The organism is Proteiniclasticum sp. (genome assembly GCF_032054185.1).
Classification (GTDB): Bacteria; Bacillota; Clostridia; order Clostridiales; family Clostridiaceae; genus Proteiniclasticum.
In genome coordinates, this window is sequence record NZ_DAMBTF010000002.1 from 34,604 (window position 1) to 55,785 (window position 21,182).

Annotated in this window: 22 protein-coding genes and 1 tRNA gene; 11 read left to right on the top strand and 12 right to left on the bottom strand. The window is 44.6% G+C overall.

The window, feature by feature from the left end:
* Positions 1 to 90: 90 nt before the first annotated feature.
* Genes arsA through RTX25_RS01215 form a run of 3 tightly spaced genes read right to left on the bottom strand, consistent with a single transcriptional unit; the run spans position 91 to position 2,661 of the window.
* Complete coding sequence (gene arsA, locus RTX25_RS01205; RefSeq protein ID WP_312649553.1) at positions 91 to 1,836, bottom strand: arsenical pump-driving ATPase; 1,746 nt, start codon at positions 1,834 to 1,836, stop codon at positions 91 to 93.
* 15 nt (positions 1,837 to 1,851) lie between these two features.
* Positions 1,852 to 2,259, bottom strand: a complete 408-nt coding sequence (arsD, locus tag RTX25_RS01210) for an arsenite efflux transporter metallochaperone ArsD (protein WP_312649555.1) — start codon at positions 2,257 to 2,259, stop codon at positions 1,852 to 1,854.
* A gap of 27 nt (positions 2,260 to 2,286) precedes the next feature.
* Complete coding sequence (locus RTX25_RS01215; protein WP_312649556.1) at positions 2,287 to 2,661, bottom strand: metalloregulator ArsR/SmtB family transcription factor; 375 nt, start codon at positions 2,659 to 2,661, stop codon at positions 2,287 to 2,289.
* A 166-nt stretch (positions 2,662 to 2,827) separates the two neighbouring features.
* Here RTX25_RS01215 and RTX25_RS01220 point away from each other — a divergent pair.
* Together RTX25_RS01220 and RTX25_RS01225 are read left to right on the top strand one after the other, a co-directional pair.
* Positions 2,828 to 2,903, top strand: a tRNA-Pro gene (locus tag RTX25_RS01220).
* A gap of 86 nt (positions 2,904 to 2,989) precedes the next feature.
* A complete protein-coding gene (locus RTX25_RS01225) occupies positions 2,990 to 3,400 on the top strand; it encodes a hypothetical protein (RefSeq protein ID WP_312649559.1) in 411 nt (136 codons plus the stop codon).
* Between the two features lie 110 nt (positions 3,401 to 3,510).
* On the opposite strand, the gene zupT is transcribed toward RTX25_RS01225, so the two are convergent.
* Both zupT and RTX25_RS01235 read right to left on the bottom strand, forming a co-directional pair.
* Complete coding sequence (gene zupT, locus RTX25_RS01230) at positions 3,511 to 4,329, bottom strand: zinc transporter ZupT (protein ID WP_312649812.1); 819 nt, start codon at positions 4,327 to 4,329, stop codon at positions 3,511 to 3,513.
* 100 nt (positions 4,330 to 4,429) lie between these two features.
* Complete coding sequence (locus RTX25_RS01235) at positions 4,430 to 5,308, bottom strand: helix-turn-helix domain-containing protein (RefSeq protein WP_312649561.1); 879 nt, start codon at positions 5,306 to 5,308, stop codon at positions 4,430 to 4,432.
* Positions 5,309 to 5,517: 209 nt separating this feature from the next.
* Here RTX25_RS01235 and RTX25_RS01240 point away from each other — a divergent pair, with 209 nt between their 5' ends.
* The 9 genes from RTX25_RS01240 (at position 5,518) to RTX25_RS01280 (ending at position 13,970) form a co-directional block, all read left to right on the top strand.
* On the top strand, positions 5,518 to 6,180 hold the full coding sequence (locus RTX25_RS01240; RefSeq protein WP_312649563.1) for a cobalamin B12-binding domain-containing protein: 663 nt from the start codon (positions 5,518 to 5,520) through the stop codon (positions 6,178 to 6,180).
* Positions 6,164 to 7,324: an ABC transporter permease gene (locus tag RTX25_RS01245; RefSeq protein ID WP_312649564.1), complete on the top strand. Its 1,161-nt coding sequence runs from the start codon at positions 6,164 to 6,166 to the stop codon at positions 7,322 to 7,324. Before RTX25_RS01240 ends, RTX25_RS01245 begins: the two co-directional genes overlap by 17 nt.
* Positions 7,317 to 8,000 carry an ABC transporter ATP-binding protein gene (locus RTX25_RS01250; RefSeq protein ID WP_312649566.1) on the top strand — a complete coding sequence of 228 codons (684 nt, stop codon included), beginning with the start codon at positions 7,317 to 7,319 and terminating at the stop codon, positions 7,998 to 8,000. The genes RTX25_RS01245 and RTX25_RS01250 overlap by 8 nt, the downstream gene beginning before the upstream one ends.
* A 16-nt stretch (positions 8,001 to 8,016) precedes the next feature.
* The gene (locus tag RTX25_RS01255; RefSeq protein WP_312649567.1) at positions 8,017 to 9,390 is read left to right on the top strand and encodes a deoxyribodipyrimidine photo-lyase; all 1,374 of its coding nucleotides are present in this window, start codon (positions 8,017 to 8,019) and stop codon (positions 9,388 to 9,390) included.
* A gap of 1 nt (position 9,391) precedes the next feature.
* On the top strand, positions 9,392 to 10,063 hold the full coding sequence (locus RTX25_RS01260; RefSeq protein ID WP_312649569.1) for a hypothetical protein: 672 nt from the start codon (positions 9,392 to 9,394) through the stop codon (positions 10,061 to 10,063).
* Between the two features lie 116 nt (positions 10,064 to 10,179).
* Positions 10,180 to 10,587, top strand: a complete 408-nt coding sequence (locus RTX25_RS01265) for a DUF2177 family protein (protein ID WP_312649570.1) — start codon at positions 10,180 to 10,182, stop codon at positions 10,585 to 10,587.
* An 18-nt stretch (positions 10,588 to 10,605) separates the two neighbouring features.
* Positions 10,606 to 12,405, top strand: a complete 1,800-nt coding sequence (locus RTX25_RS01270) for a DegV family protein (RefSeq protein WP_312649572.1) — start codon at positions 10,606 to 10,608, stop codon at positions 12,403 to 12,405.
* Complete coding sequence (locus RTX25_RS01275) at positions 12,402 to 13,178, top strand: DUF1295 domain-containing protein (RefSeq protein WP_312649573.1); 777 nt, start codon at positions 12,402 to 12,404, stop codon at positions 13,176 to 13,178. Before RTX25_RS01270 ends, RTX25_RS01275 begins: the two co-directional genes overlap by 4 nt.
* Before the next feature lie 132 nt (positions 13,179 to 13,310).
* Positions 13,311 to 13,970 (top strand): TraX family protein, encoded by a 660-nt coding sequence (locus RTX25_RS01280; RefSeq protein WP_312649575.1) that lies wholly within the window; start codon positions 13,311 to 13,313, stop codon positions 13,968 to 13,970.
* A gap of 216 nt (positions 13,971 to 14,186) precedes the next feature.
* Here RTX25_RS01280 and RTX25_RS01285 read toward each other — a convergent pair whose 3' ends face one another.
* From RTX25_RS01285 to RTX25_RS01315, 7 genes are all read right to left on the bottom strand, one after another.
* Positions 14,187 to 14,795, bottom strand: coding sequence for a TetR/AcrR family transcriptional regulator (locus tag RTX25_RS01285; protein WP_312649578.1), 609 nt, complete (start codon positions 14,793 to 14,795; stop codon positions 14,187 to 14,189).
* 117 nt (positions 14,796 to 14,912) lie between these two features.
* The gene (locus RTX25_RS01290; RefSeq protein ID WP_312649580.1) at positions 14,913 to 15,731 is read right to left on the bottom strand and encodes an alpha/beta hydrolase; all 819 of its coding nucleotides are present in this window, start codon (positions 15,729 to 15,731) and stop codon (positions 14,913 to 14,915) included.
* 8 nt (positions 15,732 to 15,739) lie between these two features.
* Positions 15,740 to 17,053: an acetyl-CoA hydrolase/transferase C-terminal domain-containing protein gene (locus tag RTX25_RS01295; protein WP_312649582.1), complete on the bottom strand. Its 1,314-nt coding sequence runs from the start codon at positions 17,051 to 17,053 to the stop codon at positions 15,740 to 15,742.
* A 207-nt stretch (positions 17,054 to 17,260) separates the two neighbouring features.
* The gene (locus tag RTX25_RS01300; RefSeq protein WP_312649584.1) at positions 17,261 to 18,529 is read right to left on the bottom strand and encodes an ABC transporter substrate-binding protein; all 1,269 of its coding nucleotides are present in this window, start codon (positions 18,527 to 18,529) and stop codon (positions 17,261 to 17,263) included.
* Positions 18,530 to 18,655: 126 nt separating this feature from the next.
* The gene (locus tag RTX25_RS01305) at positions 18,656 to 19,381 is read right to left on the bottom strand and encodes an ABC transporter ATP-binding protein (RefSeq protein ID WP_312649585.1); all 726 of its coding nucleotides are present in this window, start codon (positions 19,379 to 19,381) and stop codon (positions 18,656 to 18,658) included.
* A gap of 1 nt (position 19,382) precedes the next feature.
* Positions 19,383 to 20,174, bottom strand: a complete 792-nt coding sequence (locus tag RTX25_RS01310; RefSeq protein ID WP_312649587.1) for an ABC transporter ATP-binding protein — start codon at positions 20,172 to 20,174, stop codon at positions 19,383 to 19,385.
* Entirely contained in the window at positions 20,171 to 21,181 is a 1,011-nt protein-coding gene (locus RTX25_RS01315; RefSeq protein ID WP_312649589.1) for a branched-chain amino acid ABC transporter permease, read from the bottom strand. Before RTX25_RS01315 ends, RTX25_RS01310 begins: the two co-directional genes overlap by 4 nt.
* Position 21,182: the final 1 nt, after the last annotated feature.

The window sequence follows — 21,182 nt, forward strand, 5'->3', positions numbered from 1 at the left end:
TCAATCTCCTTTCGCCTTAAGCTTTGATGATTATATTATACATCGGGGTGAAATCCCGGAAGTTAATATTATAGAAAAATACTGTAAACTTTATGACTGAAAGAGTCTCAGCAGACCTTCTTCTTTAAGATCTTCTCTGATCCATGGAATCTGAGTGTATCTTCCCTCTGTCACATCACTGATGCTGTTGATCCATTTCTTTTCGCCTTCGCTTTTCTCCCTGAGGAACTCATCCTCAGTATCATTTAAGAGCAGGGACTGATTCACGATCCAGCTGGAAACATGAATATCTGCTCGTTTCAGATCCTCCTGAAGTCTTTTCGCTTCATGGAACGGAGTCGGCTCAGGAAGTGCAACGATGATGACCTTCGTCTCCTTCGGATTTCTGAGCCTAGGAAGAAGCTCCCTGACTTCATCCGGAATGTCACCCTGGCTTCTTTCCACTTCCTTGTGATAGCTCTCTGTCGTATCAAGAAGGAGAAGTGTGTGTCCTGTTGGTGCTGTATCGATGATGACGATATCCTCTTCGCTTCCCTTGACGATCTTTGCAAACTTTCGAAATACCGCAATTTCCTGGGTACATGGGCTTCTCAGATCTTCCTCAATATAGTCGATATCTTCCTGGGATGCCCCTTCTGCCTTGGAAAGGACTTCCTCACGGTATGACGCAAGCTCGGCTTCCTCATCAATGGCGGTGATGACGAGGTTCTCGTTACCGGATAAAGTTTCGCTCAGGTGATTCGCCGGATCTGTGGTCGTAAGATGGACCTTCATCCCTTCCTTTGAGAGGTATAAAGCAATAGCTGAGGCCATGGTCGTTTTACCCACTCCGCCTTTTCCCATGGTAAAGAGGACCCTTGTCCCGTCTTCCCTTATCTCTCTGGCCACTTCCTTAAGACTCATGTGTTCCTTTGCATGAAGCTCTTCAATCACCAGTTTTCCCGAGACGCTATTCAGCATGAGTCTGATGTTCGCAAGAGAGTTCATATCGTAGGATCTCAGAGGAATGTAGAAAGTCTCGACATCCTTCAGAAACTCAGGTATCTCCCTAAGCGCATTTTCCTGCTTCCTTTTCATTTCCAGTCGGATTCCCCTGGCATCCTCATCAATAACGACGCCATTGACGACCAGGGTGAGATTGGCGACCCCGATGTCCCTAAGCTCGGCTCCGGCTCTTGCCGCTTCTTTAAGCGGAGATTCATCTGCCTTTGATACCAGAATGATCTTTGTGAGGCTTTCATCTGACAGTACATCCATGGAATTTCTGTAGACTTCTCTGTTGCCTTCAAGTCCGGAGAGCTGTCCGAGGCAGCTTGCACCTGAAGTGTTGCTGTCCAGAAAGCTTGTCCATGCAGAAGGCAGTTCAATCATTCTCAGGGTATGTCCGGTTGGAGCAGTATCAAAAATGATGTGATCATACTTCTTTCTCAGATCCTCATTGGATAGAAGGTTCGTAAATTCATTGAATGCTGCAACTTCCACAGTACAGGACCCCGATAGCTGCTCTTCCATATTGATGATGGCACTTTCAGGAAGAATCCCTCTATAAGGCGCAACAACAGTTTCCTTATATTCTGCAGCGGATTTTATGGGATCAAGATTCATGACATGGAGGTTCTCCACTTCCTTAAGCTCAGTGATGTCCTTTGTAAAATCGATATTGAAGATATCCTGAAGATTTGATGCGGGATCCGTACTCACAAGGAGCACTTTTTTTCCTTTTTCGGCAAAACCCACTGCGGTGGATGATGCAGTGGAGGTCTTGCCCACACCGCCCTTTCCTGTATAGAAAAGATACTTGTATTCTTCAAATTGTTCTGTCTGATATAAGTTCATGATTTCCTCCTCAGTCTAAAGGGTCAGCATCTTACCGGCATCGTCCGACAATTCTACGGGATCTACACCCGTCCAGGCTTTAAATTCTTCAGCTGTAGGATATCCGGATTTCTTCACGACTTTTCCGTCCATTACGGTTATGGGCAGCGTCTCTATTCCTTCATTTTTCATGATTTCCGTGACCTCCGGAACCTTCGTGAATTCCATAGGACTCATGGAAAGATTGTATCTTCTCACTTTGAATCCTCTTTTATTCAGTCCTCTGACGGTCGTTGTGATTCTTAGAAGCTCAGGATCCACGGATGGTCCACAGACACCGCTTTCGCAGCAGAGTGCCTTTTCATAGATTTTTATCTCCACAGGCTTCACAAGCTTTGCTGTTCCCTCTGCCATCACATCTGTCATTTCTCTTTTCATATTCATTTATATTTCCGCCTTTCTTCTATTATTTTAACCGGTTGTCGTAAACATCAGAATGTTTTCCTTTATGGTGTCACAGGAGAGTCCTCTTGTCTTATAGGCGCTGAGCCTTAAAAGGTCCTCCTGATAGATTTTTTCTTTCCTAAGGTCTGCAACAGTCAGAGCGATCATCGGATGCTCTTTCAGTGTTTCCTTATCCAGCTTGTAATAGCTGTACTTCGCATCTTTTCTGAAAACTGTTATCTTCGCATCGCTTAATCTGGACAGATGCCTTGAGACATTGGACTGGGTCATCTGAAGGATTCCTTCCACTTCACAGCCGCAGAGCTCATCTTCATAGAGAATATTGACGAGCCTAAGCCTGTTTTCATCTCCCAGGGCTTTAATGATTTTCAGGGTTTCCATTCACTCCCTCCTTCATATTATCATATTCACATGTAATCATATGACAAACAGAAATAAAATACAAGTGCATACGGCTGAAACTTTCAGACGAAGATAGAGGCCACATTTTTGCTCATCACTACCCTTGATTCCTGATATGTGATAGGATATAATTAGATTTGGCTATCGGGGTGTAGCGCAGATGGTAGCGTGCTTGACTGGGGGTCAAGAGGTCGCAAGTTCAAGTCTTGTCACTCCGACCATAGATTAAGGTCATGTATGAGGATTTTTCTCATGCATGACTTTCATTTTATCCTCAGATTCAAAAGCTTCGAAAGGGATAGTGAAAATGACAGATATAGAAGAGAATGCATACAAAGCAATGGTCAGTATTTTTGAAGCCCTAGCTTATGAAGAAAAACAACGATTCGACGGCCATTTTGCCGGAGATATGATCAAAGTAAATAAAAAAAGCTGTGTCTTCCCCGTTTTTGCAGGATTTAGCGGCAGTGACATAACCCTCGTAAGTCTGAGCAGAAAACTGGAAAAGGAGGATACTCTGCACATCCCTTTATCTCAGGTGAAAGAGATCAGCATGAAGAAGAGATTTCTCTCCAGAATATATACCCTACGCATCGAGTGCATGGACAGCACCTCTTACATTCTAGGAGTACCCCATACACTTTCCTATATCCCCGTGCAGAGAGAGAATGTGGATCTGTTTCTGACCACTCATTTCCTCTTGAAACTTAACCGCTGATTTTAGTATCTTAATCTTATGTAAGTAAAAAAATACAGTCATGGAGAATGTGGTTCATTCTCCATGACTGTATTTTTTTTAATTTCAATTTATCTCTTTTCCTCTTTGGGTCAGCTGAACAGGACGAGGCTTGCCGCCATGACCATCATGCCTGAAATCAGTCCATAGATGGCGATATGGTGTTCGCCGTACTTCTCTGCAGCAGGTAGAAGCTCATCCAGAGAGATATAGACCATGATTCCTGCAACCACCGCAAATACGATGCCGAACATGGATTCGGACAAGAAGTTCGCCAGAAGAAAGTATCCGATGATCGCGCCTAAAGGTTCTGAAAGACCGGAAAGGAATGAATACTTGAAAGCCTTTCTTCTGCTTCCTGTGGCGTAGTAGATCGGAACAGAAACGGCAATTCCTTCAGGAATATTATGAATGGCAATGGCAACAGCAATACTGATACCCATGGTCGGATCCTCAAGGGCTGCAATGAAGGTAGCAAGACCTTCCGGAAAGTTATGGATTGCAATGGCAAGAGCCGAAAACATCCCCATTCTTAAAAGATGGCTGGATTCAAGGGCTTCTCTCCTCTTTTCAGGTGAGACATCCATATCCTCAGGATCCTTGACTTCATGAGGATTTTCACCTTTAGGTACAAGTTTGTCGATGATTCCGATAATAAAGATTCCAGCAAAAAATGCCAGAGTGGTATAAAGATAACCTCTGCTCGCACCATGGGCAGCTTCAAGAGAATCTCTCGCTTTTACGAAGATTTCCACCATGGATACATAGATCATGACACCAGCGGAAAACCCAAGCGCAGCAGAAAGAAATTTCTTGTTGGTTTTTTTCGTGTAAAAAGCCAGAATACTTCCAACACCCGTTGCAAGTCCGGCAAATATGGTCAGCATAAATGCAAACAGTACTTCATTCATGTCGTAGGGCATTCTCTCACCTTCTTTCTATGCACTATTGTATGATATGCGAAGAGCTGAGACAACCCGTTTCCTTAAGAAACAGGCTGCCTTTTTTCAGCTATATTCTTCTCAGATTCCTCTCGATATCGTCTATGTTCATGCAGTGTTTATCTGCCCCTGTAATTGTGGCGACATTTTCCACATGGTCAAAAGCGGTTCCTCCGATAAGGATGGTCGGCGCTTTCGCCCCGAAATTCTGCTTGATCACATCGATCAGCATTTTTGCAGCTTCTATATGATAAGGCATAGTGACGGACAGAAGGATGGCATAGGGCTTTCTGTCCTTGATGGCATGAATGATGTTATCTGTCGGAATGAGATTTCCAAGGAACATGACGTTATGACCGTTCGCCTCCAGCATATCGCCGATCATTTTCAGACCGATACTGTGCTGCTCGGCTCCTGGTGTGATCAGAAGAATAGGTCTCTCCGGTTCGATTTCCTGGTATTTCCTTCTTTTGATCAGTGCCATGTTCTCAAGTGAGAGCTCGGAGATGAAATGTTCCTTCCATATAGGAAGAGTTCCTTTTTCCCACAGCTCCCCCACTTCCTTTAAAGAGCGTTCAATGTACTCTCTGTAGATGGTCACTGACGGCACCCCTTTTTTCAGAAAAGAGAGCAGAATGTTTCTCACCAGCTTCTTGTTGCCGTCAAGAAGACTTTTCATGTATTCCTCATAACTGTAATCCGGAATCTCATCCTTTTTCCTGTCTTCGGCCGCCTTGACTTCATAGCTTTCTCTGCCAAGAAGGTAATCTACCGAAACATTATAGAGATCGGCAATCTCTCCGACTTTCATAAGATCAGGCACTCTGGTTCCATTTTCATAATTTGCGATTGTGGTCTGACCGATGCCTAAAGCCTGTGCGGCTTCTTTCTGAGTAAGACCATGTTTCTTTCTCTGTTCTTTTATACGTAGGGAAAATTCATTATTCATTGCTTTTACGGTACCCCATGATGTGGTGCACCGATCCCTCCTTTTTATCTCTCAAAATGTGTTATTTCATTGCGGGTTATTTTTCTGATTCTATTAAATCACGAATTGTGATAAATTGCAATTTATATAATTAAATTGTTTGCAATATTTCAAAACGTGGTATATCATAACACTTATAGAGATACAATAAAATAAACATGAGGTGTGTTATGGAAAATTACTTATCTGAGTTTAATGCAATCATTTTAACAGAAGACAGAGAAAAATCACTGAAATATGTCATGAGTCTCCTCAAAGATAAACACCTGAGCATCATAGAAGTCTATGAGTCTGTACTTACACCTTCACTGAATATGATGGAAAGCACCGGGGATCTTCAGGCAGATATATGGAAGGAACACATAAGAACCTCCATCATCAGAACCATCGTCGAAAACTGCTACCCTTACGTTGTGAAAGAAAGAGATGACAAATTCGGCGTGATCAGTGAAAAGAACATTGCCGTCATCTGTCCGGTTGAAGAGTATCATGAGCTTGGTGCAAGAATGATCACAGACTACTTCACCATGCTGGGCTACAAGGCCACCTTTGTCGGTGGGAACACGCCAAAAAGTGTATTCCTCTCAGGTGTGAAATCCCAGAAGATGGACTACATCGCCATCAGCATTTCCAATCCCTATAATCTGATCTCAGCCAGAAACACCATTGAGGAAATCAGAAAGGTGGACAAGGAAGTCAGAATCATCGTTGGCGGCAATGCCATCGCAAAACTTGGCGAGAAAGCACAGATTCTTCATGCTGATTATTATCTCACCACATTCAACGACATCATTTCCATATCAGGAGGACATACAGATGAAACTTCCATTTAGAATCGCATTAAGATTTCTGAAATCAAGCAAAGGACAGACCCTGCTTATTGCCCTGGGCATAGCAATCGGTGTCTCAGTCCAGATATTTATAGGATCCCTCATTCAGGGTCTTCAAAAGTCGCTGGTGGACACCACCATCGGAAATCAGCCTCAGATTACCCTTAAAGCGGACAATGAGGACAAGCTCATCTCGGACTATGAGGATATTCTAAGCTCCATTAAAGACAATGAAGCGGAAGTCATCAACCTTTCTGTTGCAGCTGACGGACCAGCCCTCATCAGCATTGACGATGACACCTACAGCATCCTTGTCCGAGGATTCGATATCGAAGAAGCGGACAGCTTATACAACATCAAAGAGAGCATTGTTGAAGGCGAGATTCCCGAAAATGACTATGAAGTGCTCATCGGAATCGACCTTCAGACAGAGGCAGGTATAAAAGTCGGTGATGAACTGGAGGTTCTCACAAATCAGGGAGAGAATCAGACCTTCACCGTGACAGGTATCTTCAACCTCGGTGTCTCTTCATTAAACAGCTCATGGACCATCACAACCCTTAAGACTGCTCAGGACATGTTCGGTATGGACGAGCGCGTATCCAGCATCAATATGCAGGTCAAGGATGTCTTTGCTGCCGATACCATAGCCGCATCCATCGAAGAGCGGTTAAATAGTGAGGAACTTGTCGTGGAGAACTGGAAAGCACAGAATGAGGATCTTCTCAGCGGACTTAACGGTCAGAGTGTATCAAGCCTCATGATTCAGGTATTCGTCATGATTTCCGTACTTCTGGGTATCGCAAGCATCCTGGCCATCACGGTTGTTCAGAAATCCAAGCAGATCGGTATCCTGAAAGCCATGGGTATCAGGGATAAGACCTCAAGTCTCATCTTCCTTTTCCAGGGCCTTCTCCTTGGCGTAGCAGGTGCGATCCTTGGGGTGATTCTCGGACTCACCCTGGCATTCGTATTCACAAAGTTTGCGCTGAATCCTGACGGAACTCCAGTGGTTCCACTGTTCATCGACCCGATATTCATAGGCGCATCTGCTCTTATAGCAGTCATCGCATCAGTAATAGCCGCCTTAATCCCCGCAAGAAAATCTTCAAAACTAGATCCGATAGAGGTGATCAGAAATGCATAATTCAATAATCGAACTGAAAAACATCAATAAAATATACGGCACCGCTGTCAAGACACAGGTTCTCTACGACCTTAATCTGGACATCAAAGAAGGCAGTTTCAATTCCATCATCGGTCAGTCAGGTAGCGGTAAAAGCACGCTCCTTAACATCGTCGGCACACTGGATAAACCCACCAGCGGTGAAGTGTTCATTGACGGAAAAAGAACCGATCAGATGAAGAAAAACGAACTGGCCGATCTGAGAAACAGAACCATGGGCTTCATCTTCCAGTTCCACTACCTGCTGCCCGAATTCACAGCCCTCGAAAATGTCCTCATGCCTCATAGAATCATCGATGAGAGAGTAAGCAAAGAAACCATCGACAGAGCTAATGAACTGATGAACCTTGTCGGCCTTGAAAAGGTCAAAAACAATCTGGCCACCAACATGTCCGGTGGTCAGCAGCAGAGAACGGCCATCGCAAGAGCTCTTATGAACAATCCGAAGATCATCCTTGCCGATGAGCCTACAGGAAATCTGGATTCAGATACCACCGAAACCATCTACAATCTGCTCAGAGACATCAACGAAAAATTCAAGACCACTTTTGTCGTCATCACCCATGATCGAAGAATCGCTGAAAAGGCCGACAGAATCATTGAAATCAAAGACGGCAAGATCGGAATGGATATTTAAACAAGGAGGCTTAAAAATGATTCCTGAGAGACGCATCCAGCATAAAAACACTCTTCCCGAAAATGACGGTGAATATGTCCTTTACTGGATGCAGTCATCCCAGAGAACATCCTTTAACCATGCCCTTGCCTATGCCATTAATCAGGCAGACAGGTTAAATCTTCCGCTCGTTGTCTTCTTCGGGCTCACCGATGACTTTCCTGAGGCCTCTTTAAGGCACTATCAGTTCATGGTCGAAGGACTACTGGAAGTCAAAAAAGAGCTGGAAGTAGACGGAATCAGGTTTTACGTCCATCAGGGATCCCCTTCTGAAGGTGCAGCGCTTCTCTCAAAATCGGCAGCACTTCTTGTTACCGACAGAGGATATTTAAGAATAGAAAGAGTCTGGAGAGAAGAGCTTCTTCTGAAAGTGAAATGCCCGGTGGTTCAGGTCGAATCGAACGTCATGGTGCCTGCTGATGAGACTTCCATGAAGGAGGAGTATTCGGCGGCGACCATAAGACGAAAGATTGAAAGACTTCTTCCTCAATATGCGCTTCCTCTGGAAAAGAGAACCCCTAAACGCTCTTCCCTTCATCTCAAGCTCGAAGGGTCGCCGATGATCTTTGAGGATCTGGAAGAAATTCTCAGCGCACTGGATATCAGGCGAGATGTTCCTGCCGTACCCGAGTATTTCAGGGGCGGGTATAATGAAGCGAGAAAACATCTTGAAGAATTCATCGAAAACAGGCTGGTAGATTATATGACGCTGAAAAACGATCCTTCAGAGGAGAAGGTTTCGAATCTCTCTCCATACCTTCATTTCGGTCAGATCTCGCCCCTTGAAATCTATCTTTCTCTTCCTGATCGGCACATCGAGAGCCGAAGAGTGTTTCTGGATGAGCTGATCACAAGAAGGGAGCTTGCCATGAACTTCGTGGAAAGAAACGAGAACTACGATACCTACCTGTCCATTGCCTCCTTTGCACGGACAACCCTTGAGAAGCATAAGGAAGATGAACGACCTTTTCTCTATACTCAGGAAGAGCTGGAAAAAGGTAAAACCCATGACCCCTACTGGAACTCCGCTCAGCTTGAAATGGTTCATACAGGCAAAATGAACGGATACATGAGGATGTACTGGGGAAAGAAAATCATAGAATGGACAAAGACACCCGGTGAAGCCTATGACCGGGCTGTATATCTCAACAATAAATACAGTCTTGACGGGAGAGACCCGAACGGGTTTGCCGGCATCGCATGGTGCTTCGGCAAGCATGACCGACCATGGAAGGAAAGAGCTGTTTTCGGAGTGGTCCGTTACATGAACGCCAAAGGCCTTGAGCGGAAGTTTCCCATGAAAGTCTATGTGGAGAAAGTGAATTTGCTGGTTGAAAAGGAGAACAGATAGCATGGTCAAAGAAAACATCATCATCTCACATCAAACCGCAATCGGCCTCGAAGAAGACCTGTGGTCCAGCGTAAAGAGAGCAGAACTTAAGAAGACCTATCCTGAAATAGAATTTGTCCTCGATGAAAGAAATATTTCCGCATCTCCTGCTCCCCCTTTCATCATCGGGTCAGGAATCCAGCATCATTGTGCTGTATCAGTCAGTCCGAAGATCATGGATGACCCCATTCTCTTCTGGGACCTAAAGAGAAGAGCCATGGCATACAGCTGGCTTCTACATCAGCAGATAGAGAGCCTCAAAGATCTCTATGAGGCCTGGTACAAGCTGAAGTTCCTCTGCCAGGAGATCAGAAATCCTCTGGCAAGAATATTAGGTCGTGAAATGGCGGATTTACAGGAAGATGCCAGTTCAGATGTTCTTGATGAATTCAAAAGCAGGATACTTTCCATACTGACTCTTCCCTCGAGCGCAAACAGGATCAGGAACAGCCTGTGGAAAAACTACAGCAACCAGCTGAAACGGACAAACAATCCGATTAAAGAAATCAAGACTCCTGAAGACCCCACAGGGGATGAAACTCTTCTTCTGGAACTTAAAATTCTTGAGGAGGAAGCTATGAAGACCAGACTGTTCTTCGGCACATCACCAGTCATTTACCGGGATGAGGGCTAATCTCCCATAAAATTACAGAATAGTGTGAGATATAACGATTTGTTCAATTATTATATATAACTTTACTTTAAGATGAATATAAGTACCATAAAATAAAACTCAAGGAGGAGTAGGACATGCAATTTTTAAAACTGTACCTGATCACTTTAGTCATATTTTTTCTGGTAGATATCGTCTGGCTGGGTGTCATATCGAAGAAACTGTACAAGGAATACCTGGGTCACCTCATGGCACCTAATGTAAACTGGCCTGCAGCACTGATCTTCTATTTTCTGTTCATCGCAGGACTTGTATTCTTTGTCATCAGCCCGGCTCTCGAGAAAGAAAGTCTCATGTATGCCATTACAGTCGGTGCGTTCTTCGGACTCATCGCCTATGGAACCTATGACCTGACAAATCTTGCTACCCTGAAAGACTGGCCGCTGAATATCACCATCATCGATCTCATCTGGGGTACATTCCTGAATGCTGCAACAGCAGGACTGACCTATTTTGTGGCAACAAATCTGTTCAAAATACGCTAGAATAAGGAGTGTAAATTTATGAGCATACTATACCTGGACAGTGAAAAACTGTATTATTCTTTCTTATCCGGAGCCCAGGAGGTCATGAGACACAATAAAGTGCTCAACGACATCAATGTCTTTCCTGTAGCCGATGGAGACACCGGAAGCAATCTTTCCCATACCATGAATTCCATCATACAGGAATCGAAGATTGCACTGACGGTTAAAGAGACCATGAATTCCATAGCAGATGCCGCCCTTACAGGTGCCCGCGGAAACTCAGGCATAATCGTGGCTCAGTACATCAACGGAATCTTCATGAGCCTCAAGGATGATCATCAGATTTCCATTCCGTCCTTTGCAGATATGGTCAATGCGGCAGTACCCCACGCCTATCATGCCATCTCGAATCCTGTTGAGGGCACCATGATCACCGTAATCAGAGAATGGGCCAGCTCAGTGAACCGTTATAAGGATCACGCGAAAGATTTCCATGACCTTCTTTCAAAATCCATGGTGGATGCAATGATCTCTCTGAAAGAAACAACAAATAAACTCAAGGTTCTGGAAGATGCCCATGTAGTGGATTCCGGTGCCAAGGGATTTGTCTATTTCATCGAAGGCTTTACACGATTTCTGAAAACCGGTCTGTTTGCAGCTGACAGTTCTCTAAGTAAGGAGGACATCGAGTTCAGCGAGTATCCTGTTCATGACCACACAGATATCAGTGAAAGGTACTGCACAGAAGCGCTGATCTCAGGTAACGATATGGATCTTGACCACATCAGAGAAGACCTTTCTTCCTTTGGTGACTCGCTCATCGTTGCCGGAAACAAGGGAAAAGTTAAAGTCCACATCCACTCCAATAGACCTTCCGAAGTCTTTCAGTTTCTGAAAACCAAGGGAACCATTCTCCAGCAGAAAGCTGATGATATGGTCCGTCAGAATGAAACAGCTCATCACAGAAAATATTCCATTGCTCTTGTTACAGATTCCATCGCAGATCTTCCTCAGGAATTCATTGATGAACATCAGATCCATATGCTCCCTTTAAACCTTGTGTTTGACGGTACAACCTATCTTGATAAGGTCACCATGACTCCTGAAATCTTCTATCCTCTTCTTGATCAGGTGGAAGAATATCCGAAATCCGCTCAGCCCAATCCGAAGACCGTCGAGAACTTTCTTGGCAGCATCGTCGCCCATTATGATGAGATCATCGTCATCACTGTGGCAAAAGCCCAGAGCGGAACCCATGGCGTATTTGCCAGGGCAGCGGAGAAGTTTCAGTCTGCCGGCAAAAAGATCTTTGTCATCGACTCAAAGCAGAACTCCGGAGCTGAAGGCCTTCTTGTGATGAAAGCGGCAGAGCTCATAGAAACAGGCATGGATTATGAGCGCATTGTAGAGGAGATCAGTGAACTCCGAGAAAGGACAAGAATCCTTGTGAGCGTCAACACTCTGAAATACATGGTGAAATCAGGAAGGCTCAGTAAGGTCGGAGGTGTGGCAGGTGCTGTCATAAACCTTAAACCCGTAGTCTCTCTTGATGCAGATGGAAAAGGCACCATAGCCGCCAAAGCGTTCAGCGAAAAATCCAACACCTCAAAAATCATAGAAATCATGAAATCAGACCAGAAAGATAGAAAAATCACCAGATATTCCATCGTACATGCCAATGACGAGGAGAGAAGTTCGGATCTTAAAGAGCGATGTGTCTCCCTTCTGGGTTTTGAACCGGAATACATCATGAATATTTCCACCATTGTAGGCATGAGTGCAGGTGCCGGCGCAGTCGCGGTATCCTACATGTGCGAGAAAGGAGCAACAGAATGAACCCGTACATCGGAAGTGCATTACTTCTTCTAATTTTCTTCACCATCATTTTCATCATAGCTCAGATCCTAAGGAACAATTCCATCGTAGACAGTTTCTGGGGTCCCTCGTTTCTCATCGTTGCGGTATACACCCTGATCATCCAGGAGGAACCGGGTATCCGTTCCTTCATTCTTACAGCTATGGTCACTTTGTGGGCACTGAGGCTGTTCCTGTACATCACGGTAAGGAACTGGAACAAGCCTGAAGATTACCGCTATGTGAATATGAGAAAACGCTGGGGTGATTCTTTCCCGCTGCTGAAGGCATACGCAAATGTTTTTCTCCTTCAAGGTGTGCTTTCCTATATCGTAGGGCTGCCCATCATCAGCACAAATTCATCTGAGATTCAGACCCTTACCCTTATAAACTATGTGGGTATCGCATTCTGGATCATCGGCTTCCTCTTTGAAACCATCGGCGATGCCCAGCTAAAAAGCTTCAAGGCGAAGCCTGAAAACAAAGGTAAACTGATGACTGAAGGTCTGTGGGCTTACACAAGGCATCCGAACTATTTTGGAGAATCCGCCATGTGGTGGGGAATCTTCCTTGTATCACTTGGAAACTTCGGAGATGCGATCTTCATCATAAGCCCGATCATCATGACTCTTCTTCTTCTCTACGTATCAGGTGTACCCCTTCTTGAGAAAAAGTACAAAGACAGAGAAGACTTCAAAGCCTATGCAAGGAGAACCCCGAAATTCTTCCCCTGGCTTCCGAAGTCCTCAGAATAAAGAAAGTAAAGGCTCAGAAAATGAAGCTCGGAAATCCAAAGAATCCCTTTGATTTCTGAGCTTTATTATTTCTGAAAGCTCTTCTACTTCTTCTAAAGATTAACTATAATCAAAGATAGGAGGCTGATTGTGATGAATACGATGTTATTAAAACTCATAGCGCTTGTCACCATGATCATCGATCATGTGGGTGCAATATTTTTTCCTTTTGAGCCCTGGTTCAGAATTATCGGCAGAATCTCTTTCCCTATATTCTGCTTTCTTCTTGTTGAAGGGTACTTCCATACAAGAGATGTCCGTAAATACAGTTTAAGACTTCTGATCTTTGCATTCATCTCGGAAGTTCCGTTTGATCTGGCCTTTTCAGGCAGAATCGAAAGCAGCCACCAGAATATCTTCTTTACTTTGTTTTTAGGTCTTATTGCCATCCATATGCTGGATGTCTATTTTGTAAAAAAACCGGTCCTGGCTATGCTGGGTCTCATCTTTGCCATGTTCTTTTCAGAGTTTCTGAGAAGTGATTACGGAATCCTCGGAATTCTCTATATGCTCACCATCTTTGGACTGAGAAAGGTTGCCGAGCCAAAGAAATACATTGTCATGGCCATAATCATCACTCTGTTGAATCTGTTCCTCTCAGGTGGCCTTCAGATGTATTCAGTCATCAGTATAATCTTCATCTCCTACTATAACGGAAAGCCCGGTCCAAAAAACGAGCTGCTCAAATACGGATTCTACCTGGCTTATCCGGCGCATCTTATGATTCTGTATCTGATATCATTGAACAGATGAATTTCCGTATATCAGTCAGATTTCCCAAAGGTCATCTCATTCTATTCGAAGTAAAAATGGTGCGGAAATAAAAGCGTCCATCTTATCATATCCCCAAAGAAAATATCTCGTATGAAATAGATCCCATAGACACAAGATCCTGAAAATGATAAAAGCCAAACCTGGAAAACAACAAGTTTCCCGGTTTGGCTTTTATTCCTGTCAGATAGGCGGATTTTATTTCTTACTGAGGAACATACCCGATTTCAGGATGTCCATGACTTTATCCACAACTTCTTCAAAATCATCATCATTTTCTTCATCGAACATCACATATTTCAGACCGATGAAGTTGGAAACACCCATAAGCAGGTAACTGAGGATCACCGGATCCACATCAACAACCTCACCCTTTTCCTGCGCGGTCACAAGACCATGAGTGTATCTTTGCGCAAAATCCTCATAGTATTCCACAAACAGTGTCTTATCGATGTAGAGCGATTCCCAGATGATGTTGTAAACATGTTTGTTATCCCGAATGTACTGAAGAAACGCTTTAAGACCGATTTTTTCCGCTTCGAATCTTGTATGACCTGGCTTGATATCCAGCGCGATGGCTTTTCTGATCGAATGGCTGTAGCTTAAAAGCAGATACTTGTACAGGCTGTATTTGTCTTTGAAATAGATATAGAATGTGCCAAGTGCAATATTCGCTTCATTGGTGATATCAATGATGGAAGTCGCATGGTACCCTTTCTCAAAGAACAGTTCTTCCGCGGACCTGACGATATTGTCTAACGTTTTTTGTCCTCTTTTGGTTTTCGGTAAATTTACAAACTCTTCCAATGTATCTCCTAACTGCCAGTCTTTCCCTAATGTATCTTAAATCGACTGGTCTCCAATTTATATCATTTCGATTTTATCATATTAGCGCCCAATATGAAACACCTTAAGATTCTGGAATTACAGTACGCTCATGGTAAGATCCGAAGCATTCACATACCCAAGGGTCAGCGCTGTAAATAGTGCAGGCTGCTCATACATGGAGCCGTGGCCTGTTTCCGGAATCATGACATAGTCGGAATTTACGAGCAGCCTGTGAAGCGCTCCCTGTTCTTCCTTGGGTGTAATGAAATCATTTTCGCTGCTGACGATAAGAGTCCTTGTTTTTATCCCCTTCAGCGCTTCGGTGACATCATGGGTTTCCGCACTGATGGTCAGCCTGACCATGGAATCCATAAAATCCTTGTTGCTGAACACCGTGTCTGTAAGCAGCTTCTTTCTGTCTTCCATCCATTTTCTGTTTTCATTGTAGAATTTCGGAGAATAGATGACAGGGATCGTCGTCAGATAATAGTCCATGGCATTATCCCGGCTGAGATTCCACGCATCGCCTATATCCTTCAGCCATGGGCTTGTTCTGTATGTGGTGTTGAAAAGCACAAGGCGATCCACCATTTCCTCATATTTCGTGATGAAATTGAGTGCCACTTCGCCACCATAGGAAATGCCCAGAATATTCACCCGGTCATAGCCCAGCTCATCTATAAGCGCTTTCACCACTTCCACCTGAAGGTCCTGAGTATACGGCTCCGACATCTTTTCAGACTGACCCTGATCCAGAAAATCCAAGAGGATCAGCCTGTTCTGATGACTGAAGGCATCTTTAAAGATTGTCCAGCTCTTCGTGGACATCATGATGCCGTTTAAAAGCATAAGAGGCTTGCCTTCGCCATGGGTTTCGTAATAGACTTTCTTTCCGTTAAAACTGAAATTCGGCATAGCTCCTCCTATTTGTTGTAGATGAGTCCAAGTTCATGGGCTTCATTCATAATCTGCTGCCTGAAGTCAGGATGTGCAATCTCGATGAGTCTCAATATTCTTTCTCTGACATTTGTTCCTCTGAGATGTGCTACACCGTATTCAGTAACCACCATATCCACATCATTTCTCGAGAGGGTCACAATGGCTCCAGGCTTAAGGAACGGTACAATTTTCGATTTCTCTTCCTTTTCTCCAGTTACAGGGTTTCTTACCATAGCTGTTGAGTAAAGCGCAATGAAGCTTCTTCCGTTCTTCGCATTCTGTGCCCCAACCGCCGTATCTGCCTGTCCGCCTGTTCCGGAGAACTGGATATGACCGATGGATTCGGAGCAGACCTGACCTGTAAGATCCACTTCCAGTGCGGTATTGATGGACACCATGTTGTCATTGAGTCCGATGACGGCCGGATCATTGACATATTTTCCGTTCAGAATCATAACCGATGGATTATTGTCGATGAAATCATACAGCTTCTTGTTGCCTAGCGCAAATGTAGCCACATGTTTGTTCTTATGCAGACTCTTTTTCTTGCCGGTTACCGCTCCGCACTCGATAAGATCGACCATCCCGGAAGTCATCATCTCCGTGTGGATACCCAGATCTTTCTTGCCCTTCAGCGCATGTGCGACAGCATTCGGGATTCCACCGATCCCCAGCTGAAGGGTATCTCCGTCATGGATCAGATCGGCTATGTAGTTTCCGATCTTCATGTCTTTCTCATTAGGCTCGACGCTCACAAGTGATGGAACCTCATAATCCGCTTCAATGAAATAGTCGATATCGGAGTAATGAATCTCCACATCTCCGAAAGTCCTTGGATAATTCGGGTTGATCTCAAGAATAACAACATCAGCTTTTTCGATCATCTGGGATTCATAGGTATTAGACGTGGATAGGGAGATGAATCCGTGCTCATCCGGCATGGATGCTGTCCCCACAAAGACATCGGGTCTGACATGATCAAGTCTTTTCCATCCTGCCAGATGCAGATGATTGGGGATAAAAGAGATATTACCATTCTTAAAAGCTTTTCTCAGAGGGGGTGAGAAGAACCATCCGTCGATATTGAAGTTCTCTATATATTCCTCTTTCAAAAATTCACCATTTGACATGGACAGACAGTTTGTTATGGTCACGTTTTTCACGCGTTCGGCAATAGTATGGATATTGTTCATGATCAGCTGAGCTTCTCCTGCACCAAGACCTGTCACGACATTCATGTCGGATCTGATCATATCAAGAGCCTGTTCAAGGGTGATCACTTTATCTTTGTATGACATTTTTACTCCTCCTGTTTACCATATATCATTTATAAAAATAAGGGCAGGTATCAGCCTGCCCTTACCTTAGACCAATATCTCACATCAGGACACATTATTCCACCGAAACTACCGGCGGGTTTCCTATATCTAATCATACTGAGGGAACAGGGATCAGAGAGATTTTATGTGTCCCACGGTCCATATCGGTCAATATTCAATTTCTCTCTAGTTTCCTAGAAGTGAATCCATTGACTGTAATCCGTCAACCGGTTCCCAGCCTGGTGCGCCTTCAACTTCGCCGACCTTTGCAAGGTTCATTTCCTGTGTACCTGCTCTAAGTCCGCCGGCATAGTCGATGATTCCGCCAAATGGGTTCTTGATCGGTTCGCTTTCAAGAGCGTCCATGTACTTGTCCCATGTAACTGTTCCTTCAACTCTCTTCAGACCTTCAACGAAGAAGTGTCCAGCGATCCATCCTGTCATTGCATATACGTTTGTTGCATAGTCAGGTGCCCACTCGCCGAATTCTTTAAGTGCATCTGCATTTTCAACAAGATCAACCCATCCAAGTCCGTATACATCGAACTTGCCCTTGATTTCATTGATGACCGCTTCTGAAATAACCGGGGATACGTTGACATAAGTTGTGATGACATCTTTGTTTACGTTCTGTGCAGCAAGTTCCTTGACGATTGTTGGAATTGTCGCCTGAATTGCAGCACCGATGATGAAGTCAACTTCAGCATTTTTGATGGATGTAACAGCGGAAGATACGTCAGTAGCACCGGCAGCAACCTGCTCAGCGACAACTTCGATACCCAGTTCTTTTGCCTTGGCTTCAACACCTGCGAAAAGGTCCTTACCAGCATCATCATTAGTATAGATGACACCGATCTTCTTTGCTTCAAAGTCACCGACAGCTCTAGCTACCATGATCTGACCTTCAGTTTTGTAGATCGGCTGTACAGGGAAAATTCCTCTGTCTTTGCCTTCAGCTTTGTCATTATAAAGCTGACCGATACCTGTTGCGAAATAAACCGCTGGAATGCCGTATTCCTTGACATCTTCAATTGTCGCACCAACTACTGGTGTGCCGAAGTGTCCGACAAGAGCGAAGATTTCTTCATCTTCAACAAGTGTGGAAAGAGCGGCTTTACCTTTGACCGGGTCAAATTCGTCATCCATGTGCACGAACTCGATCTTTCTTCCATCTACTCCGCCTGCATCGTTGATCATCTTGAAGTAAGCTTCGATACCGGCATTGAATGGAACACCTACTGGAGCATAAGCCCCTGAAGTTGCAGCTGAGTTACCTACTTTGATTGTTGTATCTGTGACACCCTGAGCAGGCTCCTCGTCTTCTTCTGGAGTTTCTGCCGGTGTTTCAGCTGGAGTTTCTCCTGGAGTCTCAGCTGGAGTTTCTGTCTTTTCGCCGCAGGCTGCAAGAGATGCAACAAGTGCAAGGGATGCAAGCATAGAAATGATCTTTTTCATTTTGTATTTCCTCCTTAAAATTAACAATGATTCCCATTGTCATTTTCAAAATAATGATAGGGTCTGGTAGGGCAGGTATGTTGCTTTTCCTTTATTTAAGTACAGAACGTACATTAAATATAAATGCTAGTGCTTTCCGAGGTATGCCTCGACAAGCTTGGGATCATTCGCCAGGACATCGGCCTTTCCGTGGGTACTGACTTTCCCCAGCTCTATGACGTATCCGTAATCGGCGATTTTTAAGGTCTGGGCTGCATTCTGCTCAACGATGACAACCGTTGTACCCTCTTCCTTGATTTCCTTGACGATCTTCATGATGTCCTGGACGATAAGAGGAGCAAGACCCAGGGAAGGTTCATCCAGAAGAAGCACCTTCGGGCTGCCCATGAGGGCACGTCCTATGGCGAGCATCTGCTGCTCTCCGCCTGAAAGGGTTGAGGAAACCTGATTCTTTCTTTCCTTTAGAACCGGAAAGTATCCATAAACTCTTTCGAAATTCTTTGCAATCTGGTCTCTGCTTTTCAGGGTGAATGCACCAGCCTTAAGGTTCTCCTCTACAGTCAGATCCCGAAATACCGCTCTTCCTTCAGGAGACATGGATATACCGAGTCTTGCGATCTTCTCAGGTTCAAGCTTTGAAATCTCCTCTCCGTAGAGTTTTATGGACCCTTCAAAGCTCTCGATGATTCCGCTGATTTTCTTCAGCGTTGTGGTCTTCCCTGCTCCGTTGGCGCCAAGGATGGCCACGACATCTCCTTCATAGACGGTAAGATCGATCCCTTTAAGTGCCTGAATTGCGCCGTAACTGACTTTGAGACCTTTTATTTCCAGTGCAGTTCTCTTTTCACTCATACTAATCAACTCCTAGATAAGCTGCCTGGACAGCTTCATTCTGCTGTATTTCCTTAGGTGTTCCTATGGTCAGAAGTTTACCGAAGTTTATGGCACAGATTCTGTCGCAGATATCCATGACCAGTCTCATATCATGTTCCACAAGAAGGATTGCACAGCCATATTCATCCCTGATTCTCCTGATCATTTTTGCCAGCTCCAGGGTTTCACTGTCATTAAGTCCGGCAGCGGGTTCATCAAGAATGATGAGCTTTGGTCTTGCCATGAGTGTTCTGGCAAGTTCCACTTTCTTCAGGATTCCGTAAGGCTGTCCGCCTACGAGCATATCCTTTCGATCAAGGATACCCAGATTCTGAAGAATCTTTTCTGCTTCAGCGCGGTATTTCTTTTCTTCACGCCTTGCTTTGGGCAGTCTGAGCGCCTGGGAAAGAGTATTGGCTTCAAAGTCGATATGTCCGCCGATGAGCACGTTGTCTATGATGCTGAGCTCTCGTATGAGCTCTACATTCTGAAATGTCCGTACAAGACCCAGTTTTATGATGTCATGTACAGGCTTTGTCGTCAGGTCTGTCACCTGATCGCCATGCCCCTTGAACATCAGTGTGCCGCTGTTCGGCTTATAGAACTGAGTGATGCAGTTGAATACTGTGGTTTTTCCTGCACCATTCGGGCCGATGAGCCCATAGATTTCCTGGTCTCTGATATCGAAGGAAAGATCGTCTACAGCTTTGAGTCCGCCGAATGCGATGGATAGTCCATCCACTTTCAGTACGAGATTTTCCATGTTGCTCATGCTTTAGTCCCTCCTCTTTTAAGCTTCCTGAAGAATCTTCTGATATCGTAACCGATGCTGATCAGTCCATTCGGATAGAATATGATGACTACAATGATCAATAGACCGTTTAGGACATAGGACAGATCTTCGAAATAGGGAATCTGTTTAAGGAAGAGATCCGGAACCGCATATACGATGAATGCGCCAAGAACTGTTCCGTAGATGGATCTTAGTCCACCGATGATGATGATGGCAAGAAAATCCAGTGACATTTTCAGTACCCATGTTGAGGGATAGGAGAATTTGACAAAATGTACGTAGAGTACCCCTGCAACACTTGCGAAGATTGTAGCCAGTGCAAAGGCGATCAGCCTGTGGGAAAGAAGATTCACGCCCATTGCCTGAGCTGCAGCTTCGCTTCCTCTCATGGCATTGAGTGCACGGCCGAGCCTTCCGTTCATCATATTGGATGTCAGAATCATAATGATTACCAGTATAAATATAATGAAATAATACATTGTAGTTCGGTCCAGCACCCATATTCCAAGAAGTGTAGGGTACTGAGCCGATTTTCCGCTGAAGCCTCCGGTGAACTGTCCCAGTTCCTCGAATGTCTTTCGGAGCACTTCTGAGACCGCAAGAGTCGCAATGGCAAGGTAAAGACCTTCGATCTTCAGAGATACCAGTCCGACCAGGATACCCAGGAGTGTTGGAATAAGTACTGCCATAAAGAAGGCCACTTCAAAGGGAAGCTCCATATCCACTGTAAGATACGCAGAGATATAAGAAGCAAGTCCCATAAATCCTGCAGTACCCAGGGAAATCAGCCCGGACCATCCCAGAAGGACATTCAGTCCAAGAGCTGCTATGGCGTAGATCAGTGCACCCCCGATGGTTGTGACATAACCGTTCTTCATGATACCCATCTCAGCTAATGTGGGTATGGAAGCAAGGAGTAATCCGAAAAGGATAAATCCGACAAAGGGATATTTCTGAAAGATATTCTTGTTCGTCAAAGTCTTCATC

Bases quoted from the DNA above. Each gene is read 5' to 3' on its own strand.
- arsA (WP_312649553.1), bottom strand. From the start codon at position 1,836: ATGAACTTATATCAGACAGAACAATTTGAAGAATACAAGTATCTTTTC.
- arsD (WP_312649555.1), bottom strand. From the start codon at position 2,259: ATGAATATGAAAAGAGAAATGACAGATGTGATGGCAGAGGGAACAGCA.
- RTX25_RS01215 (WP_312649556.1), bottom strand. From the start codon at position 2,661: ATGGAAACCCTGAAAATCATTAAAGCCCTGGGAGATGAAAACAGGCTT.
- RTX25_RS01225 (WP_312649559.1), top strand. From the start codon at position 2,990: ATGACAGATATAGAAGAGAATGCATACAAAGCAATGGTCAGTATTTTT.
- zupT (WP_312649812.1), bottom strand. From the start codon at position 4,329: ATGAATGAAGTACTGTTTGCATTTATGCTGACCATATTTGCCGGACTT.
- RTX25_RS01235 (WP_312649561.1), bottom strand. From the start codon at position 5,308: ATGAATAATGAATTTTCCCTACGTATAAAAGAACAGAGAAAGAAACAT.
- RTX25_RS01240 (WP_312649563.1), top strand. From the start codon at position 5,518: ATGGAAAATTACTTATCTGAGTTTAATGCAATCATTTTAACAGAAGAC.
- RTX25_RS01245 (WP_312649564.1), top strand. From the start codon at position 6,164: ATGAAACTTCCATTTAGAATCGCATTAAGATTTCTGAAATCAAGCAAA.
- RTX25_RS01250 (WP_312649566.1), top strand. From the start codon at position 7,317: ATGCATAATTCAATAATCGAACTGAAAAACATCAATAAAATATACGGC.
- RTX25_RS01255 (WP_312649567.1), top strand. From the start codon at position 8,017: ATGATTCCTGAGAGACGCATCCAGCATAAAAACACTCTTCCCGAAAAT.
- RTX25_RS01260 (WP_312649569.1), top strand. From the start codon at position 9,392: ATGGTCAAAGAAAACATCATCATCTCACATCAAACCGCAATCGGCCTC.
- RTX25_RS01265 (WP_312649570.1), top strand. From the start codon at position 10,180: ATGCAATTTTTAAAACTGTACCTGATCACTTTAGTCATATTTTTTCTG.
- RTX25_RS01270 (WP_312649572.1), top strand. From the start codon at position 10,606: ATGAGCATACTATACCTGGACAGTGAAAAACTGTATTATTCTTTCTTA.
- RTX25_RS01275 (WP_312649573.1), top strand. From the start codon at position 12,402: ATGAACCCGTACATCGGAAGTGCATTACTTCTTCTAATTTTCTTCACC.
- RTX25_RS01280 (WP_312649575.1), top strand. From the start codon at position 13,311: ATGAATACGATGTTATTAAAACTCATAGCGCTTGTCACCATGATCATC.
- RTX25_RS01290 (WP_312649580.1), bottom strand. From the start codon at position 15,731: ATGCCGAATTTCAGTTTTAACGGAAAGAAAGTCTATTACGAAACCCAT.
- RTX25_RS01295 (WP_312649582.1), bottom strand. From the start codon at position 17,053: ATGTCATACAAAGATAAAGTGATCACCCTTGAACAGGCTCTTGATATG.
- RTX25_RS01300 (WP_312649584.1), bottom strand. From the start codon at position 18,529: ATGAAAAAGATCATTTCTATGCTTGCATCCCTTGCACTTGTTGCATCT.
- RTX25_RS01305 (WP_312649585.1), bottom strand. From the start codon at position 19,381: ATGAGTGAAAAGAGAACTGCACTGGAAATAAAAGGTCTCAAAGTCAGT.
- RTX25_RS01310 (WP_312649587.1), bottom strand. From the start codon at position 20,174: ATGAGCAACATGGAAAATCTCGTACTGAAAGTGGATGGACTATCCATC.
- RTX25_RS01315 (WP_312649589.1), bottom strand. From the start codon at position 21,181: ATGAAGACTTTGACGAACAAGAATATCTTTCAGAAATATCCCTTTGTC.